Here is a 23,177-nt window from a genome sequence, read left to right on the forward strand (position 1 = left end):
CATAACGAAATGAATATATTAGAACTAAGTGAACAGGAAATCATTCGACGCAACAGTTTGAATGAACTTCGTGCAATGGGAATTGAACCCTATCCTGCTGCAGAGTATATAACCAATGCTTTTTCCACAGACATTAAAGCTGAATTCAAAGATGACAGCGAACCGCGTCAGGTTTCTATAGCGGGCCGTATCATGAGCCGCCGCGTAATGGGCAAGGCTTCGTTCATCGAATTACAGGATTCAAAAGGACGTATCCAGGTATATATTACCCGTGATGACATCTGCCCGGGAGAAGATAAGGAAATGTACAATGCTGTATTCAAACGCCTGCTCGACTTAGGAGACTTTATCGGTATCGAAGGTTTCGTATTCCGTACACAGATGGGTGAAGTCAGTATCCATGCTCAGAAACTGACAGTACTTGCCAAGTCTATCAAACCACTGCCAATTGTAAAATACAAGGATGGGGTTGCTTATGACTCTTTTGAAGACCCGGAACTCCGTTACCGCCAACGTTATGTCGATCTGATCGTTAATGATGGCATTAAAGAAACATTCGAAAAACGTGCCACTATAGTGAAAACATTACGTAAAGCTTTGGATGAAGCAGGCTATACGGAAGTAGAAACTCCGATTCTGCAATCTATCGCCGGTGGTGCAAGTGCACGCCCGTTTATCACTCACCATAACTCACTGGATGTAGACCTTTACCTACGTATTGCAACAGAGCTATACTTGAAACGCTTGATTGTAGGTGGTTTTGAAGGCGTATACGAGATAGGAAAGAATTTCCGTAACGAAGGTATGGACAAGAACCATAATCCTGAGTTTACTTGTATGGAACTCTACGTTCAGTATAAGGACTATAACTGGATGATGGATTTCACGGAGAAACTATTGGAACGCATCTGTATTGCCGTAAACGGAAATACGGAAAGCGTAATCGATGGAAAGACTATCAACTTCAAAGCTCCTTATCGCCGTCTACCTATCTTGGATGCAATTAAAGAAAAAACAGGATACGACCTAAACGGTAAGAATGAAGAAGAAATCCGCCAGATCTGCAAGGAGCTTAAAATGGAAGAGATTGATGAGACAATGGGCAAGGGTAAGCTGATTGATGAAATATTCGGTGAATTCTGCGAAGGAACTTATATACAACCTACTTTCATCACCGACTATCCTGTAGAAATGTCCCCATTGACTAAAATGCACCGCTCTAAGCCGGGACTGACCGAACGTTTCGAACTAATGGTAAACGGTAAAGAATTAGCCAACGCTTATTCTGAGTTAAATGATCCGCTCGATCAGGAAGAACGCTTTAAAGAGCAAATGCGCCTGGCAGACAAGGGAGATGACGAAGCAATGATTATTGATCAGGATTTCCTGCGTGCTTTGCAGTATGGCATGCCGCCAACATCAGGTATCGGTATTGGTATAGACCGTCTGGTTATGTTGATGACCGGACAGACTACTATCCAAGAAGTATTATTCTTCCCGCAAATGCGTCCGGAAAAAGTAACTAAGAAAGATCCTACTGCCAAATATACGGAACTGGGTATTGCAGAAGATTGGATTCAGGTAATCCAGAAAGCCGGCTACAACACAGTAGAAGATATGAAAGATGTGAATCCGCAAAAATTACATCAAGATATTTGCGGTATCAATAAGAAATATAAATTAGAATTGACTAGTCCAACCGTGAATGATGTAACCGAGTGGATAAATAAACTTAAATAAATTAAGAATGGAGAATTAAGAATGAAGAATCGTTTCGGCTTTTCATTCATAATTCTTCATTCTTCATTCTTAATTTTTAATTAAAGAAATGAAACTACCCGGTAAGATAGCGATAATGGGCGGAGGAAGCTGGGCTACAGCAATTGCAAAGATGTGTCTGGCTCAAGAAGATTCTATCAATTGGTATATGCGGCGAGACGACCGCATTGCCGATTTCAAGAGATTGGGACACAATCCGGCTTATCTGACAGGTGTGAAATTCGACATGAAGCGTATCAATTTCAGTTCTAATATCAATGATATTGTGAAGGAATCGGATACGTTGATTTTCGTCACTCCCTCTCCTTATCTGAAAGCGCATCTGAAAAAGTTGAAGATGAAGATAAAGGATAAATTCATTATCACCGCTATCAAAGGAATCGTACCCGATGACAACGTAATCGTATCGGAATATTTCACCAAAGAATATGCTGTACCACCAGAAAACATTGCTGTGTTGGCAGGTCCATGTCATGCGGAAGAAGTTGCACTCGAACGGCTTTCTTATCTGACCATCGCTTGTCCGGACAAAGATAAAGCCCGTATTTTCGGTCGCCGTCTGGGAAGCAGTTTCATTAAAACTTCTGTGAGCGATGATGTGGCAGGAATAGAGTACAGTTCAGTATTGAAAAACGTATATGCTATTGCTGCCGGTATTTGTAGCGGTCTGAAATATGGAGATAATTTCCAGGCTGTATTAATCTCAAATGCCATTCAGGAAATGAACCGTTTCCTAAATACTGTGCATCCGTTGAACAGAAACGTAGATGACTCTGTTTATCTGGGAGATTTGCTGGTAACGGGATATTCCAACTTTAGCCGTAACCGGACTTTTGGCACCATGATTGGGAAAGGTTATTCTGTGAAGAGTGCACAAATTGAAATGGAAATGATTGCAGAAGGTTACTACGGTACAAAATGTATCAAGGAGATCAACAAGCATCATCATGTCAATATGCCTATCTTGGATGCCGTATACAATATCCTGTACGAACGCATATCACCAATGATCGAGATAAAACTGCTAACGGATTCTTTTAGATAATAATAAGTAGTAGTCACTACTAAATAAATATAACTATGATTAGCTTGAATATTGAAAAAACTTTTGGATTTATCTTCAAAGAAAAGGTTTTCGCCTACGAAGCTGAGGTAAAAGCCGCACAAGAAATGTTGGAAAAAGGAACAGGAAAAGGTAACGACTTCTTAGGATGGTTACATCTTCCTTCTTCTATCAGCAAAGAACATCTGGCTGACTTGAAAGCTACAGCGCAAGTATTGAAAGATAATTGCGAAGTAGTAATTGTTGCCGGTATTGGCGGTAGCTATTTGGGCGCACGTGCCGTAATCGAAGCTCTTTCTAACAGCTTCACTTGGTTGCAGGAAAAGAAAACTGCTCCTATCATGATATACGCGGGACACAACATCAGCGAAGATTATCTGTTTGAACTCACTGAATATCTGAAAGACAAGAAGTTTGGTGTTATCAATATCTCCAAGTCGGGTACTACTACTGAAACTGCGCTTGCTTTCCGTTTGTTGAAAAAACAATGCGAAGACCAACGTGGCAAAGAAACTGCAAAAAAAGTAATTGTAGCTATCACAGACGCTAAAAAAGGTGCTGCACGTATTACTGCCGATAAAGAAGGTTATAAGACTTTCATTATCCCCGATAACGTAGGCGGACGTTTCTCTGTATTGACTCCGGTTGGTTTATTGCCTATTGCAGTTGCCGGATTCGACATCGAAAAACTGGTTGCAGGTGCTGCTGAAATGGAAAAAGCTTGTGCCGCTGATGTTCCGTTTGCCAAGAATCCTGCCGCTATCTATGCTGCTACTCGTAATGAGTTATACAAGAGTGGCAAGAAGATTGAAATCTTAGTAAACTTCTGTCCGAAATTACATTATGTAAGCGAATGGTGGAAGCAGTTGTATGGAGAATCTGAAGGAAAAGACAACAAAGGTATTTTCCCGGCATCTGTAGATTTTTCTACCGATCTTCACTCTATGGGACAATGGATTCAGGAAGGTGAACGTACAATTTTCGAAACTGTAATCTCTGTAGAGAAAGTAGACCATAAACTGGAAGTGCCTTCTGACGAAGCCAATCTGGACGGTTTGAATTTTCTTGCTGGAAAACGGGTAGATGAAGTAAATAAGATGGCAGAGTTGGGAACTCAGTTGGCTCACGTAGACGGTGATGTACCTAATATGCGTATCGTTCTTCCTGAATTGAGCGAATACAATATCGGCGAATTGCTGTATTTCTTCGAAAAGGCTTGCGGAATCAGCGGTTATCTGTTGGGCGTGAATCCTTTCAACCAACCGGGGGTAGAAGCATACAAAAAGAATATGTTTGCATTGCTCAACAAACCGGGATACGAAGAAGAATCAAAAGCTATTCAGGCAAAGCTGTAAAGAAAACAGGCAAGTACTGAGAATATTTCAAACATAGATGACGCGGATAACCCGTATTTTTAAGAATTTAGATAATAAATTTAATCTTAAAAATCCGCGTCTATCCGCGTCATCTGCGTTTAAAATACAACATTCAGCCTCATTTCGAGCGTTTACTCTTGAGTTTTTTCCTCTTTTATCTTCAGCCCAATCATTTCCTGAGCACCCTCGCACTCTGCTTTTGAAGATAGATAAAAGGTTAATTGCACGTCTCCATTGGACTCAACTTTCTCAACTGTAGCTTGTACCATCACACTTGTTTTCGTTACTCCATCTTTAAAACGTAACTGTCCTTTTTCTGCATCTGTCAGATTCCCTTCGGTAGATACTTCTGTTTTGTTATAATGAAGTTCTGTCTTTACCTCAACGTCATTCTGAAGTTTGAAAGTTTTAAGTTCAGCTCCATTTCCATCCAAGGACAGAAATGCTTCTATTTTGTCACCTACTTTCAAAGCAGGAAGTTCGTCCATCCGATTTGCATAATCTTCCTTCACTACCTCCTCTGCCTGCGGATCAACGTTTATGTACAGCTTTTTAATCTCGATAAAGGGGCTTTCCCCACTATCAGAACAAGCGTAAAAAAACAAGGGCAACAGAAATAATGCTTTCTTTTTCATGCTATTAATATGTTTTATCATGCTATTGAAAGGTTTTACCATGCCACAAAAATACATATAATCTTCCAAACGGCAAATAATCATATTAAATATCCTTCGGTATCCTAATTTGCAATGTTCTTCTGCACGACTTCAGCCTTATCTTTCGTTTTTTATAACTATCTTTGCTACACATATTTTTTAATCGAAAAATACCGAACTCTAAATAAATAGAACTATGCGGAATTTACTGAAAAGATTCAATGGAGTGATGTTAATATTCAGCTTATCACTGCTAGTTATGCTAACGACCAGTTGCCGGGACGCCAAATTAAAAGTAGCAATTGAAAGTGCAAATAAACAATGCCCTGTGAAGATGGGTGAATTCGGAAAAATTACCAGTATTGTTTACGATGGACGTAACGTAATATATACTTTCAATGTGGACGAAATATATACTAATATCAAAGCTCTGAAAGAGCAACCGGAAAACCTGAAGTCATCTATGGCAATCATGTTCCAGAACCCTAATAAAGAGGTAAAAACATTGCTGGATCTTATCGTAAAATGCAATGCCGGGCTGCAAATGGTATATGTTGGCAAAAACTCCGGTGATAAAGTGGAATGCGAACTTACAGCAGGAGAATTGAATGAAGCTATCAATGCCAATATCAACTCATCAAAAAGCGACCTGATAAAACTGGAAACACAAATAAAAATGGCGAACTTACAGTTTCCGTTAAAAGCGAGTGAAGAAATAACTATCGAAAAGATGGAACTCAGTAATGAAGCAGTTATCTATTTGTGTAGCGTTGATGAGAAGGCGTGTAATATAGATTTAATTGAAGAGAACCATGAGACCGTAAAACAAGGTATCGTAGATGAGTTGTCCAATAAAACAGATCAGCCCACACAACTTTTTATAAAGTATTGTACCGATTGCAATAGAAACATCGTTTATAGATATATCGGTAATCAATCTGGCACTCAATATGATGTGGTAGTCACCGTACCGGAACTGAAAGAGTTATTGAAAAATAAATAAATATCACAGGAATTCCATCCAACCAGAAATTATGAAAAAGAAAATAAAAGCCGTCCTATTCGATATGGATGGCGTGCTTTTTAATTCCATGCCTTATCATTCCGAGGCATGGCATCAGGTAATGAAATCGCATGGGCTCAACCTCAGTCGTAAAGAAGCATATATGCACGAAGGACGAACAGGTGCTGCTACAGTGAATATCGTATTTCAACGCGAACTAGGCAGGGAAGCCTCGCAAGAGGAAATAGAAAACATATATAAAGAAAAAAGTATCCTCTTTAATACCCATCCGGACGCAGAGCGTATGCCCGGGGCATGGGAGTTACTTCAAAAAGTGAAAGGAGAAGGACTGATTCCAATGGTAGTGACAGGCTCCGGTCAGCTTTCGTTGCTCGATAGGTTGGAACATAATTTTCCGGGAATGTTCCATAAGGAATTGATGGTTACGGCTTTTGATGTGAAATACGGAAAGCCTGATCCCGAACCTTATCTGATGGCTTTGGAAAAGGGAGGTATTAAAGCCAGTGAAGCTGTTGTGATAGAAAATGCGCCTTTAGGAGTGGAAGCAGGTCACAAGGCAGGTATCTTCACTATCGCAGTAAATACGGGTCCACTGGATGGACAAGTATTATTGGATTCCGGTGCAGATTTATTACTGCCTTCTATGCAAGCACTTTGTGATGTTTGGGATCATCTGGATTTATAGTCAAAGCAAATTTCCGAGAAATAAAAGTCTATAAAAACAGAGTAAAAATCGGAAAGAAAATATATTAATACTATTTTTGTCTAAGTTTAATTCATAAGCAATGCATCATAATTAATTGATAATATACAAAGGGTTCTGTCATGCAAAAATTATTATCCTTACCTCCGAACTTAATCCACTGTTTTCATGAACTGGAAAATGTTGATCATACCAATTGGTTTTGTACATCGGACCCAATAGGAAGTAAATTAGGTTCCGGAGGTGGGGCAACTTGGCTCTTGAAAGCCTGCCATCAAAAATTTGCTCCGCAAGAACCTTTTAATCAATGGATAGGAAAAGAGAAAAGAATATTACTTCATGCGGGAGGACAGAGCCGCCGTCTACCGGGATACGCACCATCGGGCAAAATATTAACACCAATACCGGTCTTCAGTTGGGAACGGGGACAAAAACTCGGACAGAACCTGCTTTCATTGCAACTTCCTCTATATGAGAAGATCATGCAACAAACACCGGACGGTCTGAATACACTGATCGCAAGCGGGGATGTATATATCCGTTCGGAAAAACCTCTTCAAGAGATTCCTCAAGTAGATGTCGTATGCTATGGTCTATGGGTAAATCCTTCTTTGGCAACTCACCACGGCGTATTTGTATCCGACCGGAAAAGTCCGGAGGTGCTCGATTTCATGTTGCAAAAACCCTCCTTGGAAGAATTGGAAAACTTATCCAAAACACATCTTTTCCTAATGGATATCGGTATTTGGATATTGAGCGACCGAGCCATTGAATTACTAACGAAACGCTCATTCAAAGAAGGATCGGAAAATATCTGTTACTACGACCTGTATTCGGACTATGGACCGGCTTTAGGAAACTATCCTAAAATTAAAGATGAAGAGATAAATAAGCTTTCAGTAGCTATACTCCCTCTTCCCGGTGGCGAGTTTTATCATTATGGAACAAGTCGTGAACTAATATCTTCTACTCTGAGCATACAAGATAAAGTACGTGACCAAAGACGGATTATGCACCGGAAAGTAAAGCCCAATCCAGCCATATTCATACAAAATTCATGTACACAAACATCCTTATCTTCGGACAATGCAAATTTGTGGATCGAAAATAGTCATGTAGGAGAAGGCTGGAAACTCGGTTCCTGCCAAATTATCACAGGTGTTCCCAAGAATCACTGGGATATTAGCTTACCGGACGGAGTCTGCATTGATATCGTTCCGATAGAAGACAATAATTTCGTAGCAAGACCCTACGGCCTTGATGATAAATTCAAAGGAGCACGAAGTGACGAAAGGACCACTTTTCTTGGTAAGTCGTTTCTGCAATGGATGAAAGAAAGGGAACTCTTTACGGATGATTTAATCTCTTTTAATAATTTGAAAAAAGACGATATACAGGCCAGCCCCATCTTTCCTATTACGGCTTCGATAGAGGAACTAGGCATATTAGTACGTTGGATGACCGCCGAGCCTCATCTCGAAAAAGGAAAAAGACTTTGGCTGCAAGCAAAAAAACTATCGGCGGATGAAATATCGGCAAAAGCAAATTTAAAACGTCTTTATGCACAACGCACCTCTTTTCGTCGAAATAATTGGCAAAGACTGGCTGTCAATTATGAAAAAAGTATCTTCTACCAACTTGATTTGCAAGATGCTGCAATCGAATTTGTAGAACAGAATCTACCAATTCCCAGCATTGTAAAAGAAGAAACAGCTCCCATGATATGTATCCACAATCGAATGCTACGGGCACGAATCATGAAATTACGTAATGACAATGAGTATAAGGAAGAAGAAAGTGCTGCCTTCCAACTTCTTCGCGACAGCCTGTTAGGAGCAATTGCAGGGCGGAAGTATCAACCAAAGCTCAATGTACATTCAGATCAGATAGTATGGGGACGGAGTCCCGTACGAATCGACATTGCAGGTGGATGGACAGACACTCCTCCCTACTCTCTATATTCAGGAGGAAATGTAGTCAATCTTGCTATTGAGCTTAATGGACAGCCTCCGTTGCAAGTATATATCAAACCATGCAAAGAGTTTCACATTGTTCTCCGCTCCATCGATATGGGAGCTTTGGAAATTATCAGATGCTATGAAGAGTTACAGGATTATAAGAAAGTAGGTTCCCCTTTTTCTATCCCGAAAGCAGCACTTTCTTTAGCTGGTTTTGCTCCAATATTTTCAGCAGAAACTTTTGTTTCTCTAGAAGAGCAATTAAAATCCTTTGGTTCGGGACTTGAAATCACTTTACTAGCTGCTATACCGGCAGGTTCAGGCCTGGGAACGAGTTCTATATTAGCTTCTACCGTACTCGGTGCCATCAATGATTTTTGTGGATTGGCATGGGACAAGAATGATATCTGTAATTATACACTGGTATTGGAGCAACTATTGACCACGGGAGGCGGATGGCAAGATCAATACGGAGGAGTTTTCCCGGGAGTGAAATTACTCCAATCAGAAACAGGATTCGGACAAACACCATTAGTACGCTGGCTTCCCGAACAATTGTTCGTACAACCTGATTATCGAAACTGCCATCTGCTCTATTACACAGGCATCACCCGCACGGCTAAAGGTATTCTATCAGAAATAGTCAGTTCCATGTTTCTGAATTCCGGCACGCATCTTGGACTACTTGCGGAAATGAAAGCACATGCTTTGGATATGAGTGAGGCTATTCTACGCGGAGACTTTAACAGTTTCGGGCATTTAATCGGCAAAACCTGGACACAAAATCAGGCTTTGGACAGTGGTACGAATCCTCCGGAAGTAAAAGCTATCATCAAGCAAATCGAAGATTATACGTTAGGTCACAAGCTACCGGGTGCAGGAGGTGGCGGGTACTTATATATGGTAGCCAAAGACACGGAAGCTGCCGGTAAAATCCGACGGATACTAACGGAGCAAGCTCCAAATCCACGCGCACGCTTTGTAGAAATGTCATTATCTGACGAGGGACTTCAAGTATCCAGAAGCTAATAATAACAAACGGAGATATCCTTTAAAAGTTAAAGTTGAACCAACAAAAATATAATTTGCAACCAAATATAAAAAGTTCTATTTTCGCCTATTACAAATAGGTTTTAAAATAGAACTTTTTCTTATAACTTAATTTTATCCTTAAAAATAAGCAGATGATTTAAAGAAATGCCGTACTAATAAAGCAATGAATTATGCCAAGGCAAATCAGGATTGGCTTTTAGTTCTTGTTCATATTCCATATCTGCCTTAAATCTGCATAACTCGCTTTCTATAAATCCTGGTTCCTGATCCTCTTTTCTCATATCATAACTAATGAAGGTTTTCATGATATAACACCTATGGTGACAATCATCTATTTCTTTGCAAAAAGCAACTCCTTCATTAAAAGTTGCGGTAAGCTCTTCCTTTTCCTGAATGATACGCTTCTTAATGTAAAATGTATCATTCATTTTAATAAACTCTATGATCAGTGGGATGCCTTGAAGATCAATACCCACTCTCTCTGCATATCTTCTAAAAAAATGCGGAGTATAAATCATCAGTGAAGGAACACCCTCTGTTAATTGACGTATTAGCACAAATTTCCCGGCTTTGGTATCCTGAATACATGAACCATGAGTACAAATATCCCTGGCTATATCTTTTTTACTTTTAATATTCCAAACAAGCAGCCAATTGTTTTTTCTTTTAGTAGTTATCAAAGAATGAAGACACATAGGAAATAATTGAGACCTGAGAACTCTCTGCCTTACCTTTTCTTATTTATACTTTAAAACATTCATCATGTTTGGGACATCCGCCATAATCTCATCATATATTTGGTTGGGAGTCATTGAAGATACAATCATTGTAGTTTATCCCTTTATTTCATGAATCATCCCCCTTAAAAATGCATCAAACCCACAGTTAATCAATTGATCACCCATGGGTTTGATGTATTTTTCAAGACTTTATCTATAGTAGTGACCCCGGTGCGATTCAAACGCACGACCTTCAGAACCGGAATCTGACGCTCTATTCACTAAGCTACGGGGCCATTTCTTAAATGCGAATGCAAAAGTATAAAAAATCTTCTCATCTTCCTAATAAAATCCCTATTTTATCAGAATACTTACATTTCTCAAATACACAATAGCAGGAGTTATAAATGTTGCTATCTTTCACAATTTAACTCACTATTTAAACAGACTATTAATAAAAGAACTATTATCAGATGTTATTTATTACATTTACCACAAGTTCATCTTATATATCATATTGATATTTTGAATATATATAAGGTATATACTTTATCATATTGACAATATTTTAGAGAATATGCAATACATATATCGATATTATTTCTATCTTTGCCGACAATTAACATTCAATAAACCTATGAGTTACTTGATAAAACCTAAGAACTATAAACCATTGCTCGACCTTAAACAGACTGAGTTAGGAATAAAACAGATAAAAGAGTTCTTCCAGTTGAACTTGTCATCCGAGCTACGCCTGAGACGTGTGACGGCTCCCCTTTTCGTATTGAAAGGAATGGGTATCAACGATGACCTGAACGGAGTAGAACGTCCTGTTTCATTCCCAATCAAGGACCTTGGAGATGCACAAGCCGAAGTAGTGCACTCATTGGCAAAATGGAAAAGACTGACTTTAGCCGACTACCACATCGAACCGGGATATGGTATTTATACTGATATGAATGCTATTCGCTCGGACGAGGAATTGGGCAACCTCCACTCACTTTACGTAGATCAATGGGACTGGGAACGGGTTATCACCAACGAGAATAGAAACATCGATTTCCTGAAAGAAATTGTTAATCGCATCTATGCAGCTATGATTCGCACAGAATACATGGTCTATGAGATGTATCCGCAAATTAAGCCTTGCTTACCGCAAAAATTACATTTTGTCCACTCGGAAGAGTTACGCCAGCTATATCCAAACTTAGAACCCAAATGCCGTGAACACGCTATTTGCCAGAAATATGGAGCTGTATTTATCATTGGCATTGGTTGCAAGCTAAGTGACGGAAAGAAGCACGACGGACGGGCTCCCGACTATGATGACTATACCTCAAAAGGGTTGAATGACCTGCCGGGACTCAACGGAGACCTTTTACTTTGGGATGAAGTATTACAACGTTCTATCGAATTATCTTCAATGGGGATCCGTGTGGACAAAGAGGCTTTGCAACGCCAACTGAAAGAAGAAAACGAAGAAAAACGATTCGAACTTTATTTCCACAAACGATTAATGAGTGATACACTGCCGTTATCTATCGGTGGGGGTATCGGACAATCCCGTTTGTGTATGTTCTACCTCCGTAAAGCTCATATTGGAGAAATACAGGCTAGTATCTGGCCGGAAGATATGCGTAAAGAATGCGAAGAACTTGATATTCACCTTATATAATACTATAAATGTAATATAAAAGCTATGAATGTACAGATAGAAGATAGTTGGAAAATACATCTACAACCAGAATTTGAAAAAGACTATTTCCATACTTTAACTGAATTTGTTAAAAACGAATATAGTCAATATCAGATATTTCCTCCGGGAAAACTTATTTTCAATGCTTTTGATCTTTGTCCTTTTGACAAGGTAAAAGTAGTTATTATCGGACAAGACCCATATCATGGTCCGGGACAAGCACACGGGCTTTGCTTCTCTGTGAATGATGGAGTTCCTTTCCCTCCTTCTCTGATTAATATTTTTAAAGAGATTAAGGCAGATATAGGAACAGATACACCTACTACCGGAAATCTAACACATTGGGCTGAACAAGGTGTGCTATTACTAAACGCTACTTTAACGGTACGTGCACATCAAGCGGGCTCACATCAAAATCATGGTTGGGAAGCATTCACAGATGCTGCTATCCGCGCATTAGCAGAGAAAAGAGAACATATCGTATTTATCTTATGGGGAGCATATGCTCAACGTAAAGGTGCCTTTATCGACCGTAACAAGCATTTGGTACTTAACTCAGCACATCCATCTCCTCTTTCGGCTTATAATGGTTTCTTCGGAAACAAACACTTTAGTCGTACAAATGAGTATTTGAGTTCACATGGAGAAGCAGAAATTATTTGGTAAAAACATTCTCTACTCTCTCACCTTGCTCAATAATAAACATAAAGAAAATATGTCAGAATCCTACAATCACTATATTTCAGGCACGGATTACGCGAAACACGGTTTCCAGTCAATCAAAGAACCGTAAAATCCGCGTAATATCTCCCTAAATAGTTTTTGAACTGGCTTTTCTACTTCTGACACAGCTCCTTTAAAATTTACTCTTGTCACAAAAATAATAAAGTACCCTTTAAAAGTTGAACAAAAACTTCTAGAGGGTACTTCAATTATATACAATAGGAGGAGTGTTATTTTAAAAAGTTGTTGAGGTATTCTCGTTTTTTTCTAAAAGTAAAATTACTTCATTTTGGATATTTAGTCCATTTGTTTCTAATTACATTCACCTAAGGAAATTCAAAAATATTGGTTCCTCTTTACCCTATCGACAAGAAAATCAATAAGGAAAGTTTAATACCACTGAATATTACTCTGCGTCTGACTTCTCTGTTCATACTTCAAATCTTGCAAAATACTTGCATTGGCACGAATAGTAACATTGTAGTATTTCCAACGGCCGAAGGGAGAAAGGCTGGCTTGTATATTGAAACAGTGCAAGTCACGTGAAATCGTACATGAAGTTTGCGTTATCTCTTTTGCCTGGAAATCGTAACCAGTATTGAATGAAAGCGACCAGTTATTGGAGATCTTTACATTTCCATTTGCATTAATATTATGAGTGTAAGTAAACGGATATCGCATAGAATAACGATTAATAGGTTTTGTACGGTCTTCACGAATATTAAACGAATAACTAAAACTTAGAGACCATGGCAATTTAAATACCTGATAACCATCCGAGTCCGCTTGTGCTTTTTCAACTTTCTTCTCTTTCTTTCCTCCCTCTAAATCTTCAGAATTTTCATCTCCTTCTTCCGTATCATTTTTCTTATCATTTTCTACATCATCTTTCGGACCAAACCACTTTTTCCAGGAATCATTATTGAAAGTATAGTTAAAAGAAGAACCATATCCCTGAAAACGTCCGAAACGTCCATAAGACCATTCTGTACGATTGCCCGTCACTACATTACCATTTTTATCAAAGGTATAAGCATAAGTAGCAAATGATGCGTTCATATTAAAGGTATAGTTCTTAGTTAGCTTCATACGAATATTCATACTCAAATCACTCCAAGGTCTTTCCTTTGCAGCCATATTGTAAGACATACCCATACCAAAATCATCAATCAAACTCACTTTTTTTAATGTATCCTTTTTTGCATCATAATATTTCATTTCCAAGTTGTTCGATACAGAGAAACTAACTGTTCCTGAACCCTCCCGTGAAGGAACTCCGTATGGCTGTCCGCTAAAAGGTGAATAATACTGTGTTGCTCCATTATAATCAGTGTATTCTTCCCAATATTTACTAAAACCCGGTGCACCACTAAGACTAACCTGTGGAGTAAAGACGTGACGAATCTGTATCTCTTTTTTCTTCATGAAAAGAGGTTTATACATACCATAAAGCTTAGTACTCAAACTCAAACTTGCAGAATAGTTAGATACACGATAGAAACCGTTAATCGTATCATTCAATAGCGGATCTAATTTACGATTCTCCATATCATAAACCTGATCTACTTTACGAGTATACCAACGCTCGGTATAATTCACAGATGGAGAAATCTGGAAATACTTGAATAATGTGAAAGTAGCACTAACAGGAATATTATGGTTCATTGAATGCTCCCATTCATTAAAGCCCGCTTTGAATAAACGATCGTCTTTAGTACGAATACTATTCGTCAGACGTCCGGAATAGCTCACAGATATCTTCTCATACCAACGTTCCGCTCCTGCTGCTTTTTTTCGCTTGAATGGAAACAGACGGCTAAGGGATATATTAAGGTCGGGCAAAGTTACGGCGATAGAAGAATCACGCATGGTTTGCGCAATGTTACTGGTTCCTGAGAGTGTCAAACCCAAATCTGGAAAACTACGTGAATAGCTAATACTTGAAGTTTTGGTATTCTGAGTCAGTAACTGTGAATTATAAAGGTTATTGATATTAGAACGTTCGTAACTACTGGTTGAAAAGTTTACACTAGCTGAGAAGGTACTGTTGGGACTTGCCTTGGCATCCTGACGATGATTCCAGACAATCTTAAAGTCTTTGGCAACCGAATAATCAGGCATTCCCTTATCTCCGGTTTTAGTTACCTGATAATCTGCCTGCAAAGTACCGGAATATTTATAGCGTCTATTATAATTTGTCAATGCGGAAAGCCGCCATGAACCTTTAGTAAATATATCTCCCGTCAGCTTTAAGTCCATCATATCACTGATTGCAAAATAATATCCTCCCTCAGCCAAACCAAATCCGCGGCTGGAGTCATCCATATAAGTCGGCATAATGAAACCTGAAGAATAGCTACTGGAAAATGGAAAGAAAAAGAATGGTAGCGCCAAAGGCAAGGGGACATCCTCTACCACAAGATAAGCAGGTCCTGTTACTACATTCTTCTTGGGACGGACTTTAGCCTTAGTCAGCTGCATATAGAAGTGAGGATGATCATGATGGTCACAAGTCGTATACCGACCATCCTGCATAAAGATTTCATCATTAGCTCCTTTCTTTGCCTTATTACCCGTGACGTATCCTTCTCCCTGCTGGGTTACGATATCAGTGATCCCGGCTTTTTTTGACTTGAAGTTATAACGAATCGTTTCTGTATCATAAGCAGTATCTCCATCCTTAAATACAGGTTTTCCCTTTATTGCTTCTGTAGAGTCTTTAATTCCGTAAGCGTGAACAGTACTACTATCCAGATTCATCGAAATTACTTCTGCAGTAAGCTCTATATTCTGATAATTAACCTTTCCACTACCATATAGAGTAGCAGCACCTCCTAAAGTAAAAACAGTAGAGTCGTTAGATTCGTAAACAACCGGTGCGTCGAGCGGCTGCTTTTTCTTTGCTGGTAGTGAGTCAATACGTACTGTCACCGTATCTGCTCTCAGAGAATCATCCCTCTGTAAGGAATCCTTTTGTGCAGTGTTGGAGGTAACCATCCCTCTTCTTCGACGTTGGGACATAGCCTCGTCGGGAAGCATCAGTAAGACAATCAGCAGTATGAATGATATAATTATTTTTGCTTTCAATGGCGCCATTAACTAATAGTTTACGCTTGAAGTGGCAAAAGTACATAATCTTCATCAATAATGCGTGCGAATCTTTGTTATTTAATTATTTTTTAGGGCTATAAAAAGAGAGAACACCATCTATTAAACCGTATAAGACCTTCTTCACCATACTTTGCAATACTCTTCCGCGCCTTCTCCACTGATTTTTCTTCATCCAAACGCGTTTTTGAAAAGAACTTATCGGCAAAACAGATCAACTGCTCTTCCAAACTGACAGGAAGCATATCACGATGAGGGATAGGAAGTCGCTGTTCTATAATATCCTGCAAGGATAATCCCGCTCCCGTATGACGTTCACAAACCAATGCATGACGAGGAAATCCTTCACTACGCAACAAGTCGGCACCTAAATAACCGTGACAGATATAAGGATGGGAACCTAAACAATGTATAGTAGAAGCGTCAGTCTGAAAAATACCAATATCATGCAAAAGCGCAGCCTCTTTCACAAAATTACGATCCAGAGAAAGCTCGGGATGGGCATCTATTATCTTCATCGCTTTATGAACGACCGCATAACTGTGTATCAATAAAATAGACCTCAGGTTACTATCTTGGGGATAATATTTATCAATGATGGAATTTGGATTCATATTCTTTACTATTTATAACTTGGTTTCCTAGGGATAAATGAATATTTTTGTGCAATATTACAAAAAGTTACTGATATGCAAACAAGAATCGTCCTCATTCTTTCATTACTGGCATTCATCGCCTTTCCAACGTTGATTAGTGGCAAGGTAGTAATTACAGGAGCTGAACGTACCGAGCAATATCTGCCGTTACTCAAAGGAAAACGGGTGGGAATGGTCGTAAACCATACTTCTATCGTTGGTCCAAAATACACTCACTTATTAGACACTCTATTGAAGTTAGATGTTCAGGTGGTTCAGGTATTTGCACCAGAACACGGTTTTCGTGGAAACGCAGATGCAGGAGAAACTGTGAAAGACGGTAAGGACAGCCGTACCGGAATACCAATCGTTTCGCTTTATGGAAACAATAAAAAACCTACTGCTGTACAATTGAAGAACATAGATCTTATTTTATTTGACATCCAGGATGTAGGAGCGCGGTTTTATACATATATAAGTACTATGTTTTATGTAATGGAAGCCTGTGCCGAAAATCAAAAAGAACTAATTGTACTCGATCGTCCAAACCCATGTGATTACGTAGAGGGTCCCATATTAAAACCTGCCTATCAGAGCTTTGTGGGTATGTTACCCATTCCGGTCCTGCATGGTTGCACTGTAGGTGAACTGGCGAAAATGATTAATGGGCAAGGATGGATGACAACAACTAAAAAGACATGTCCGCTAACTGTTATTACAATGAAAGGATGGGAACATGGACAACCATACATACTCCCCGTAAAACCTTCTCCCAATTTACCGAATGCACAATCTATCCGATTATACGCTTCCCTCTGTCCTTTCGAAGCAACTCAAATAAGTGTAGGACGCGGAACAATTTTTCCTTTTCAAATATTAGGTGCACCTGATAAAAAGTATGGAAACTTCACTTTTACTCCCCAATCCTTACCCGGATTCGATAAGAATCCAATGCACAAAGGAATACTTTGTTATGGAGAAGATTTACGCAGCGTAGCAGATGTAAATGGATTTACACTCCGATATTTCCTTCATTTTTACCAACTATCCTGCAAAGGAGAATCTTTCTTTTCACGTGCCCGTTGGTTCGACTTACTCATGGGGACAGATTCTGTCCGTAAAGCAATCCTGAAAGGTGAATCAGAACAAGAAATCCAAAACAGCTGGAAAAAGGAACTACAAACGTATCAAATCATGAGGAAAAAATACCTATTGTACTAAAGAACGTTTACGCCATTTTTCAGCACTCTGTTCAAATTCTTCTGCTTTTTTCCCCGTCAGCCAGGGCATCTCTAATATTTCAGGGATGTCCTGACCCCGATCTAAGACCAGAATACCGGAAGCATTTTTTACAATCTGTATATCATCATATAACGAGTCATTTTCCAAGAATGCTTCCAGATGAAGAGTATCACCTTTTACATCAATATTCTGATAGAAACGATGATTGGTTCCGAAACGGTCATATTTATCATTAAATTCCAATCGATACCCTTTCGGAGAAGCATGACTTACTAAATAAACAGGAATAGTCATTTTACCATCACTTTCTTTATTTGTCATACGGGCATAGTTATGTTCATGCCCCTGAAGTACTAAATCAACTCCGTATTCTCTAAATAAAGAATCGAACATCCAACGCACCGGCAGATTATTCGTCTTTCCTTTAATAGAATATACGGGATGATGCAACATTACAATTTTCCATTTCTTATCTGAATTCTTCAATGTTTTTTCCAACCACTCACGTTGTGAAAATAAAAACCAAGGATCACGGTTGGTGTCGAGAGTAATAATGGTAGCATCCTTGTAATCGATAGAAAATACATTGTTATTCTTATATTCGGATTCTAACAAATAAGAAAAGGAATAATTAAAACGTTGCTCCAGAGTCCGTACAATTCCTTTGACATACTCATGATTTCCGGGAGAAACCAATAAAGGCTTACTGGGAGCGATGGAATCAACACTCCGATAGGCTTCCTCCCAATAGCAATTCATTGGACGTTCAACAAAGTCACCGGCAAACATATAAAAGTCTGTTTGTGGAAAACGATTACGTACGTTTTCTATAAAATCACGTGTCTTCCCACGTAATGTATCCTGCACATCACCTATAAAAATAAAAGAAAAATGATCCGTTGAATCAGGCTGCATCGTAAATGAGTACCAATCAGAAGCACGATCATCATTCCATACTCGATAGGAATAAGAGTCTCCATAAGCAAGATTCTTAAACTTTGCCCAATTAGCATAGCCAAAGCCACCTAAAGTTTTGAGAAATTTAGATGAACCATCAATTAGAAGAGTATCTCCTGAACCTATCTTTGTATATTCTAATTTTGCCTCTTTAGAAATTCCTCCACACACCCAACTTACGTTTCGAGAAAGTTCACCGTTATTTCCAAAAGTCAAAATCACCCGTTGTGGCTCATTGGTAAGCACGTAACTTATCTCAGGTATATTATAGAACCATACTTTCCAACGTATTTTACAAAGAATGCCTCCTGCGATTAATATGAGGAAAACAAATCCCCAGATTATTTTCTTCTTGCTTACTCTCATTGTCTTTTTTTTATAACTGGAACAAAGATAAAGATAGTGTTCTAGAAATCAGAGAAAATGTTCTTTTTTTAACCATTTTAATAGAAGAAATAGATCAAAACCAAACTTTCCGAAACAGGTTGTAAACATCATAAAAAGCCCCTATGGCAATTTTCATATTAAAATAAAGCAAATGTACCACAACCTTATCTTAAAAAAAGACTTTCCCGAAGCTTCCATTCGGATACCAATTGTTTTTACTTTTTCTGTAAATAAATTTATCCTTCACATTATTTAAAAAGTATATTAATAAAAATATAACCGTACATCGTTTCCATGAAAAATTAGACAATTGAGATAAAATATCCGTTATTCGGTGAACAAGCCAAACACATTTAAAAAGTCAGCCTTAGATTATCAGGCTATTAACAATATCTGATGTTAGTTGAAGTGATTTCAATAAATATAATCTTTTAAATTTCAGAGCAACATATACAAAAAACAGAAAGAAGAAAAAGGACCACAGAAAATTAAATATCAACAGTTTATCTTTATGATTTCATTTCTTTCTTTCGCTTTTTCCATAGCTGATAGCTATTTATAAGGTTTTGCCACAAGACATAAGATCCCGGGCCAACAGAAGCAAGAGGATTAAGATATGTATAAGCCATCCAAATAGCTAATACCGTATTTTTTTGTCCTAATGCTTGTCCACCACTAATACGTTCTTTATAGTACCCACCAATACGCTTTCCAAAATAGAACTGAACACAACAAGTAACTAATCCGGCCAAAGCAATAAGAAGTTTCACTGATCCTGCTGCATCACTATTAACCAGTGAACGAACAGTCTGACCGGATACAATTGCCAAAGCTATCCCCCAAAGATAAAAAGCCAAATTAGTGAAATTAGCCAAATATTCCCGCACTTTAGGTAAAAAAGTCCGAAGTAAACAAGCTACGATGAAAGGACAAAGTAATAATGGAAAGACTTTAATAAGAATACGTGAACAAGCTGTCAAAAAGCTAATATTTGTATGTACCTCAACAATTGGAAATAACAAAGGAACAATCACTGCTGCCAAAATATTAGACAGTAAAGTATAAGTAGTCAAACTTCCGGCATTCCCACCCAGTTTTCCGGTTATTACAGCTGCAGCCGTAGCTGTAGGGCAGATCAAACAAACCATTCCACCTTCAAACACTTCACGATACACTTCGGGCATCGGGACATAAACCAAAATTACTGCTACAAGCAAACAAGATACAAACTGAAACAGCAGTAACCACCAATGCCATGAAACAGGTTTCAATTCTCTAGGCTCAACTTTGCAAAATGTCAGCAGTAACTGAGCAAAAATTAAAAAGGGAGTCAAGACAGATACACTTGTCCACACTGCCGTTTTTGCCGGAGCCAGAAACGAAACGTGTGCAAACAGGAAATAAATAACTGTTCCTACCAGCATTGCAACGGGTAATGTCCAATTTTTCAAAAACTTAAGCATTGCTGTATTTTTTATCTTCGGGGCGCAAAGTAACGGAGTTTTCAGGAAAAAAGCTACCATTAAACCGAAAAAAACACAAAACTTAATAGTAAATCATAAGTTTTCTGCAAAATTCTACTACATTTGCACCGTATTTAAATATGAAACTAAATAGATCCTACATATTATATATATCTGTTTGCCTTTGGCTACTTACATTTCCCCTATGTACCAGCAACCTATGGGGGCAAAATTTTACTGTCGTTATCGATGCCGGACATGGAGGACATGACCCCGGTGCTATAGGGAAAATATCTAAAGAAAAAAATATCAATCTGAACGTCGCACTGAAACTGGGTAATCTGATAAAAAGGAATTGTGACGATGTGAAATTAATTTATACACGTACAAAAGATGTCTTCATCCCATTGGACCGCCGAGCTGAAATTGCCAATAATGCTAAAGCCGATCTTTTTATCTCCATTCATACCAATGCTTTAGCTAACAATCGAACCGCAAAAGGTGCCTCTACTTGGACATTAGGTTTGGCTAAATCCGAGGCTAATCTGGATGTAGCAAAACGAGAAAACTCTGTAATCCTTTATGAGAGTGATTATCAGACCCGTTATGCCGGCTTTAATCCGAACTCTGCAGAATCATATATTATCTTTGAGTTTATGCAGGACAAATATATGGAGCAAAGTGTGCATTTAGCTTCATTGGTACAGAAGCAGTTTCGTCATACTTGTAGCCGAGTAGACCGAGGAGTACACCAAGCAGGTTTTCTTGTTTTAAAAGCCAGTGCGATGCCAAGTATACTTGTAGAACTAGGTTTTATCTCCACCCCGGAAGAGGAGCGTTATCTAAATTCTGATAACGGAACAAGCATATTAGCAAAAGGGATTTATAATGCTTTCTTAAACTACAAAAGAGAACATGAACTACGACTGACCGGAACTAGTAAAACCATTATCCCGACCGAGCAGGAAGAACATGAAAATGAACCGGTTATTGTTCAAACAACCAATGATTCGGAAAACGTTGTATTAACCGAGGAACTTGTAGCCGAAACTAAAACTCGTCCTGCTACCTCTAAAACGACCTCATATCCTGTGGCATCAGAGAGCACAACAAATGACAGTGAGATAACGTTTAAAGTACAAATTCTCACTTCTTCAAAGCCTATCTCAAAAAACGACAAACAGTTGAAAGGACTAAAAGAAGTAGATTATTACAAAGAGAAAGGGATTTATAAGTATACCTACGGTGCCTCTACTGATTATAATAAGGTATTGCGTACCAAACGTACTATTACTCCACAATTCAAGGATGCATTTATAATTGCTTTCAGGAATGGCGAGAAAATGAATATCAATGAGGCAATTGCCGAATTTAAAAAGAGAAAAAATAAATAAAAAATAAAATGAAGTACATTACAAAAGAAGTCAGAATAGGTATTGCAGGTATCGTAGCTCTATGTGTGCTTGTATATGGAATTAATTGGCTAAAAGGAATCCAGATGTTTCATCCTTCAACCTATTTTTATGCCAAGTTTAATAATGTAAATGGATTGACCAAATCAAGTCCAGTATTTGCTGATGGCGTTCGTGTAGGTATCGTACGAGAAATTTATTATGACTATTCCAAGCCGGGAAACGTAATTGTGGAAGTTGAACTCGATACAGAATTACGTATTCCTAAAGGAAGTACTGCCGAACTTGTATCGGAATTGATGGGAGGTGTCCGCATGAATATTCTTTTGGCAAATAATCCACGAGAGAAATATGCTATAGGAGATACCATTCCGGGAACATTAAATAACGGAATGATGGAAAATGTAGCCAAACTTATGCCCAAAGTAGAGCAGATGTTACCCAAATTAGATTCTATCCTTACTTCCTTAAATAATACTTTAAACGACAAGAGTATTCCTGCGACTCTACATTCGATGGAAACAATTACAGCCAATCTTGCTGTAGTTAGTTCACAAATGAGAGGATTTATGAGCAAAGATATCCCACAGCTCACAGGAAAGCTGAATACTATTGGGGATAATTTTGTAACTGTCAGTAATAATTTAAAGGGTATAGACTATGCTGCCACTTTTAAACAGATAGACGAAACGCTAGCAAACGTAAAAGTTCTTACAGAGAAGTTAAATAGCAAAGACAATACATTAGGTTTATTATTTAATGATCCATCTTTATATAATAACTTAAATGCAACCTCCGTTAATGCTGCAAGTTTGTTGGAAGATCTAAAGGCACATCCTAAACGCTATGTCCATTTTTCATTATTCGGTAAAAAAGACAAGTAGTAGCAGATTTCTTATGTAGAATTACTCTAAATAAAGAAATACTATATAAAAAAAGACTAATAAGCTGAAATGTCTATCTATAAACCGAAACAATATTCTTAAACAAGTATAGAGTAGTAAAAAAAACGAAAGGAAATAAGTATATAACAAAATAGCAATCAAGCACTTACAATAGTACAATTGCGATCAGTCAGAGAGCTTTCAGACAGAGAAAGATAAGTCACTGAAAGTAAACGTATTATTAATTGTTCAATAAAAACAAGAAAAAATTGATTTGTTTATTTCGAATAAGATTCCCAATTTTGCAACCGTAGAAGTTTTGCTTAATTAATAAAATGT

At 38.3% G+C, this 23,177-nt stretch carries 17 protein-coding genes and 1 tRNA gene; 11 read left to right on the plus strand and 7 right to left on the minus strand.

Features of this window, described 5'->3' with window-relative positions:
* The first annotated feature begins 9 nt into the window (after positions 1-9).
* The 3 genes from lysS (at position 10) to PHO71_RS17550 (ending at position 4,197) form a co-directional block, all read left to right on the plus strand.
* Positions 10-1,740 carry a lysine--tRNA ligase gene (gene lysS / locus PHO71_RS17540; protein WP_300205803.1) on the plus strand — a complete coding sequence of 577 codons (1,731 nt, stop codon included), beginning with the start codon at positions 10-12 and terminating at the stop codon, positions 1,738-1,740.
* An 88-nt stretch (positions 1,741-1,828) separates the two neighbouring features.
* The gene (locus PHO71_RS17545; protein ID WP_300205805.1) at positions 1,829-2,824 is read left to right on the plus strand and encodes an NAD(P)H-dependent glycerol-3-phosphate dehydrogenase; all 996 of its coding nucleotides are present in this window, start codon (positions 1,829-1,831) and stop codon (positions 2,822-2,824) included.
* A 35-nt stretch (positions 2,825-2,859) separates the two neighbouring features.
* Positions 2,860-4,197, plus strand: coding sequence for a glucose-6-phosphate isomerase (locus tag PHO71_RS17550; RefSeq protein ID WP_300205807.1), 1,338 nt, complete (start codon positions 2,860-2,862; stop codon positions 4,195-4,197).
* Positions 4,198-4,349: 152 nt separating this feature from the next.
* Here PHO71_RS17550 and PHO71_RS17555 read toward each other — a convergent pair whose 3' ends face one another.
* Positions 4,350-4,853 (minus strand): DUF5035 domain-containing protein, encoded by a 504-nt coding sequence (locus PHO71_RS17555; protein WP_300205809.1) that lies wholly within the window; start codon positions 4,851-4,853, stop codon positions 4,350-4,352.
* Positions 4,854-5,070: 217 nt separating this feature from the next.
* Between PHO71_RS17555 and PHO71_RS17560 the strand changes: the two genes are divergently transcribed.
* The 3 genes from PHO71_RS17560 (at position 5,071) to PHO71_RS17570 (ending at position 9,588) form a co-directional block, all read left to right on the plus strand.
* Positions 5,071-5,877 carry a hypothetical protein gene (locus tag PHO71_RS17560; protein WP_300205811.1) on the plus strand — a complete coding sequence of 269 codons (807 nt, stop codon included), beginning with the start codon at positions 5,071-5,073 and terminating at the stop codon, positions 5,875-5,877.
* Between the two features lie 31 nt (positions 5,878-5,908).
* Positions 5,909-6,583, plus strand: a complete 675-nt coding sequence (locus PHO71_RS17565) for an HAD family hydrolase (protein ID WP_300205813.1) — start codon at positions 5,909-5,911, stop codon at positions 6,581-6,583.
* Between the two features lie 140 nt (positions 6,584-6,723).
* The gene (locus tag PHO71_RS17570; protein ID WP_300205815.1) at positions 6,724-9,588 is read left to right on the plus strand and encodes a bifunctional fucokinase/fucose-1-phosphate guanylyltransferase; all 2,865 of its coding nucleotides are present in this window, start codon (positions 6,724-6,726) and stop codon (positions 9,586-9,588) included.
* Positions 9,589-9,764: 176 nt separating this feature from the next.
* Here PHO71_RS17570 and PHO71_RS17575 read toward each other — a convergent pair whose 3' ends face one another.
* Both PHO71_RS17575 and PHO71_RS17580 read right to left on the minus strand, forming a co-directional pair.
* The gene (locus PHO71_RS17575; RefSeq protein ID WP_300205817.1) at positions 9,765-10,292 is read right to left on the minus strand and encodes a hypothetical protein; all 528 of its coding nucleotides are present in this window, start codon (positions 10,290-10,292) and stop codon (positions 9,765-9,767) included.
* Between the two features lie 262 nt (positions 10,293-10,554).
* Positions 10,555-10,627 (minus strand) — tRNA-Arg (locus PHO71_RS17580).
* Positions 10,628-10,968: 341 nt separating this feature from the next.
* Here PHO71_RS17580 and asnA point away from each other — a divergent pair.
* Together asnA and PHO71_RS17590 are read left to right on the plus strand one after the other, a co-directional pair.
* The gene (gene asnA, locus PHO71_RS17585; RefSeq protein WP_300205819.1) at positions 10,969-12,006 is read left to right on the plus strand and encodes an aspartate--ammonia ligase; all 1,038 of its coding nucleotides are present in this window, start codon (positions 10,969-10,971) and stop codon (positions 12,004-12,006) included.
* 24 nt (positions 12,007-12,030) lie between these two features.
* Positions 12,031-12,693: a uracil-DNA glycosylase gene (locus tag PHO71_RS17590; protein WP_300205821.1), complete on the plus strand. Its 663-nt coding sequence runs from the start codon at positions 12,031-12,033 to the stop codon at positions 12,691-12,693.
* Positions 12,694-13,140: 447 nt separating this feature from the next.
* Here PHO71_RS17590 and PHO71_RS17595 read toward each other — a convergent pair whose 3' ends face one another.
* On the minus strand, positions 13,141-15,846 hold the full coding sequence (locus PHO71_RS17595) for a putative LPS assembly protein LptD (protein WP_300205823.1): 2,706 nt from the start codon (positions 15,844-15,846) through the stop codon (positions 13,141-13,143).
* A gap of 89 nt (positions 15,847-15,935) precedes the next feature.
* Positions 15,936-16,472 carry an HDIG domain-containing metalloprotein gene (locus PHO71_RS17600; protein WP_300205825.1) on the minus strand — a complete coding sequence of 179 codons (537 nt, stop codon included), beginning with the start codon at positions 16,470-16,472 and terminating at the stop codon, positions 15,936-15,938.
* A 75-nt stretch (positions 16,473-16,547) separates the two neighbouring features.
* Between PHO71_RS17600 and PHO71_RS17605 the strand changes: the two genes are divergently transcribed.
* A complete protein-coding gene (locus PHO71_RS17605; RefSeq protein WP_300205827.1) occupies positions 16,548-17,714 on the plus strand; it encodes a DUF1343 domain-containing protein in 1,167 nt (388 codons plus the stop codon).
* On the opposite strand, the gene PHO71_RS17610 is transcribed toward PHO71_RS17605, so the two are convergent.
* Both PHO71_RS17610 and PHO71_RS17615 read right to left on the minus strand, forming a co-directional pair.
* Positions 17,703-19,058, minus strand: coding sequence for a metallophosphoesterase family protein (locus tag PHO71_RS17610; protein WP_300205829.1), 1,356 nt, complete (start codon positions 19,056-19,058; stop codon positions 17,703-17,705). The two genes, PHO71_RS17605 and PHO71_RS17610, sit on opposite strands and share 12 nt — an antisense overlap.
* A 530-nt stretch (positions 19,059-19,588) precedes the next feature.
* A complete protein-coding gene (locus PHO71_RS17615; protein WP_300205831.1) occupies positions 19,589-20,602 on the minus strand; it encodes a transporter in 1,014 nt (337 codons plus the stop codon).
* Between the two features lie 80 nt (positions 20,603-20,682).
* Here PHO71_RS17615 and PHO71_RS17620 point away from each other — a divergent pair, with 80 nt between their 5' ends.
* Positions 20,683-21,936, plus strand: coding sequence for an N-acetylmuramoyl-L-alanine amidase (locus PHO71_RS17620; RefSeq protein WP_300205833.1), 1,254 nt, complete (start codon positions 20,683-20,685; stop codon positions 21,934-21,936).
* 8 nt (positions 21,937-21,944) lie between these two features.
* Positions 21,945-22,838 (plus strand): MlaD family protein, encoded by an 894-nt coding sequence (locus PHO71_RS17625; RefSeq protein ID WP_300205835.1) that lies wholly within the window; start codon positions 21,945-21,947, stop codon positions 22,836-22,838.
* The last annotated feature ends 339 nt before the right edge of the window (positions 22,839-23,177 follow it).

The organism is Bacteroides sp., from assembly GCF_028690125.1.
Classification (GTDB): domain Bacteria; phylum Bacteroidota; class Bacteroidia; order Bacteroidales; family Bacteroidaceae; genus Bacteroides.

Bases quoted from the DNA above. Each gene is read 5' to 3' on its own strand.
- lysS (WP_300205803.1), top strand. From the start codon at position 10: ATGAATATATTAGAACTAAGTGAACAGGAAATCATTCGACGCAACAGT.
- PHO71_RS17545 (WP_300205805.1), top strand. From the start codon at position 1,829: ATGAAACTACCCGGTAAGATAGCGATAATGGGCGGAGGAAGCTGGGCT.
- PHO71_RS17550 (WP_300205807.1), top strand. From the start codon at position 2,860: ATGATTAGCTTGAATATTGAAAAAACTTTTGGATTTATCTTCAAAGAA.
- PHO71_RS17555 (WP_300205809.1), bottom strand. From the start codon at position 4,853: ATGAAAAAGAAAGCATTATTTCTGTTGCCCTTGTTTTTTTACGCTTGT.
- PHO71_RS17560 (WP_300205811.1), top strand. From the start codon at position 5,071: ATGCGGAATTTACTGAAAAGATTCAATGGAGTGATGTTAATATTCAGC.
- PHO71_RS17565 (WP_300205813.1), top strand. From the start codon at position 5,909: ATGAAAAAGAAAATAAAAGCCGTCCTATTCGATATGGATGGCGTGCTT.
- PHO71_RS17570 (WP_300205815.1), top strand. From the start codon at position 6,724: ATGCAAAAATTATTATCCTTACCTCCGAACTTAATCCACTGTTTTCAT.
- asnA (WP_300205819.1), top strand. From the start codon at position 10,969: ATGAGTTACTTGATAAAACCTAAGAACTATAAACCATTGCTCGACCTT.
- PHO71_RS17590 (WP_300205821.1), top strand. From the start codon at position 12,031: ATGAATGTACAGATAGAAGATAGTTGGAAAATACATCTACAACCAGAA.
- PHO71_RS17595 (WP_300205823.1), bottom strand. From the start codon at position 15,846: ATGGCGCCATTGAAAGCAAAAATAATTATATCATTCATACTGCTGATT.
- PHO71_RS17600 (WP_300205825.1), bottom strand. From the start codon at position 16,472: ATGAATCCAAATTCCATCATTGATAAATATTATCCCCAAGATAGTAAC.
- PHO71_RS17605 (WP_300205827.1), top strand. From the start codon at position 16,548: ATGCAAACAAGAATCGTCCTCATTCTTTCATTACTGGCATTCATCGCC.
- PHO71_RS17610 (WP_300205829.1), bottom strand. From the start codon at position 19,058: ATGAGAGTAAGCAAGAAGAAAATAATCTGGGGATTTGTTTTCCTCATA.
- PHO71_RS17615 (WP_300205831.1), bottom strand. From the start codon at position 20,602: ATGGTAGCTTTTTTCCTGAAAACTCCGTTACTTTGCGCCCCGAAGATA.
- PHO71_RS17620 (WP_300205833.1), top strand. From the start codon at position 20,683: ATGAAACTAAATAGATCCTACATATTATATATATCTGTTTGCCTTTGG.
- PHO71_RS17625 (WP_300205835.1), top strand. From the start codon at position 21,945: ATGAAGTACATTACAAAAGAAGTCAGAATAGGTATTGCAGGTATCGTA.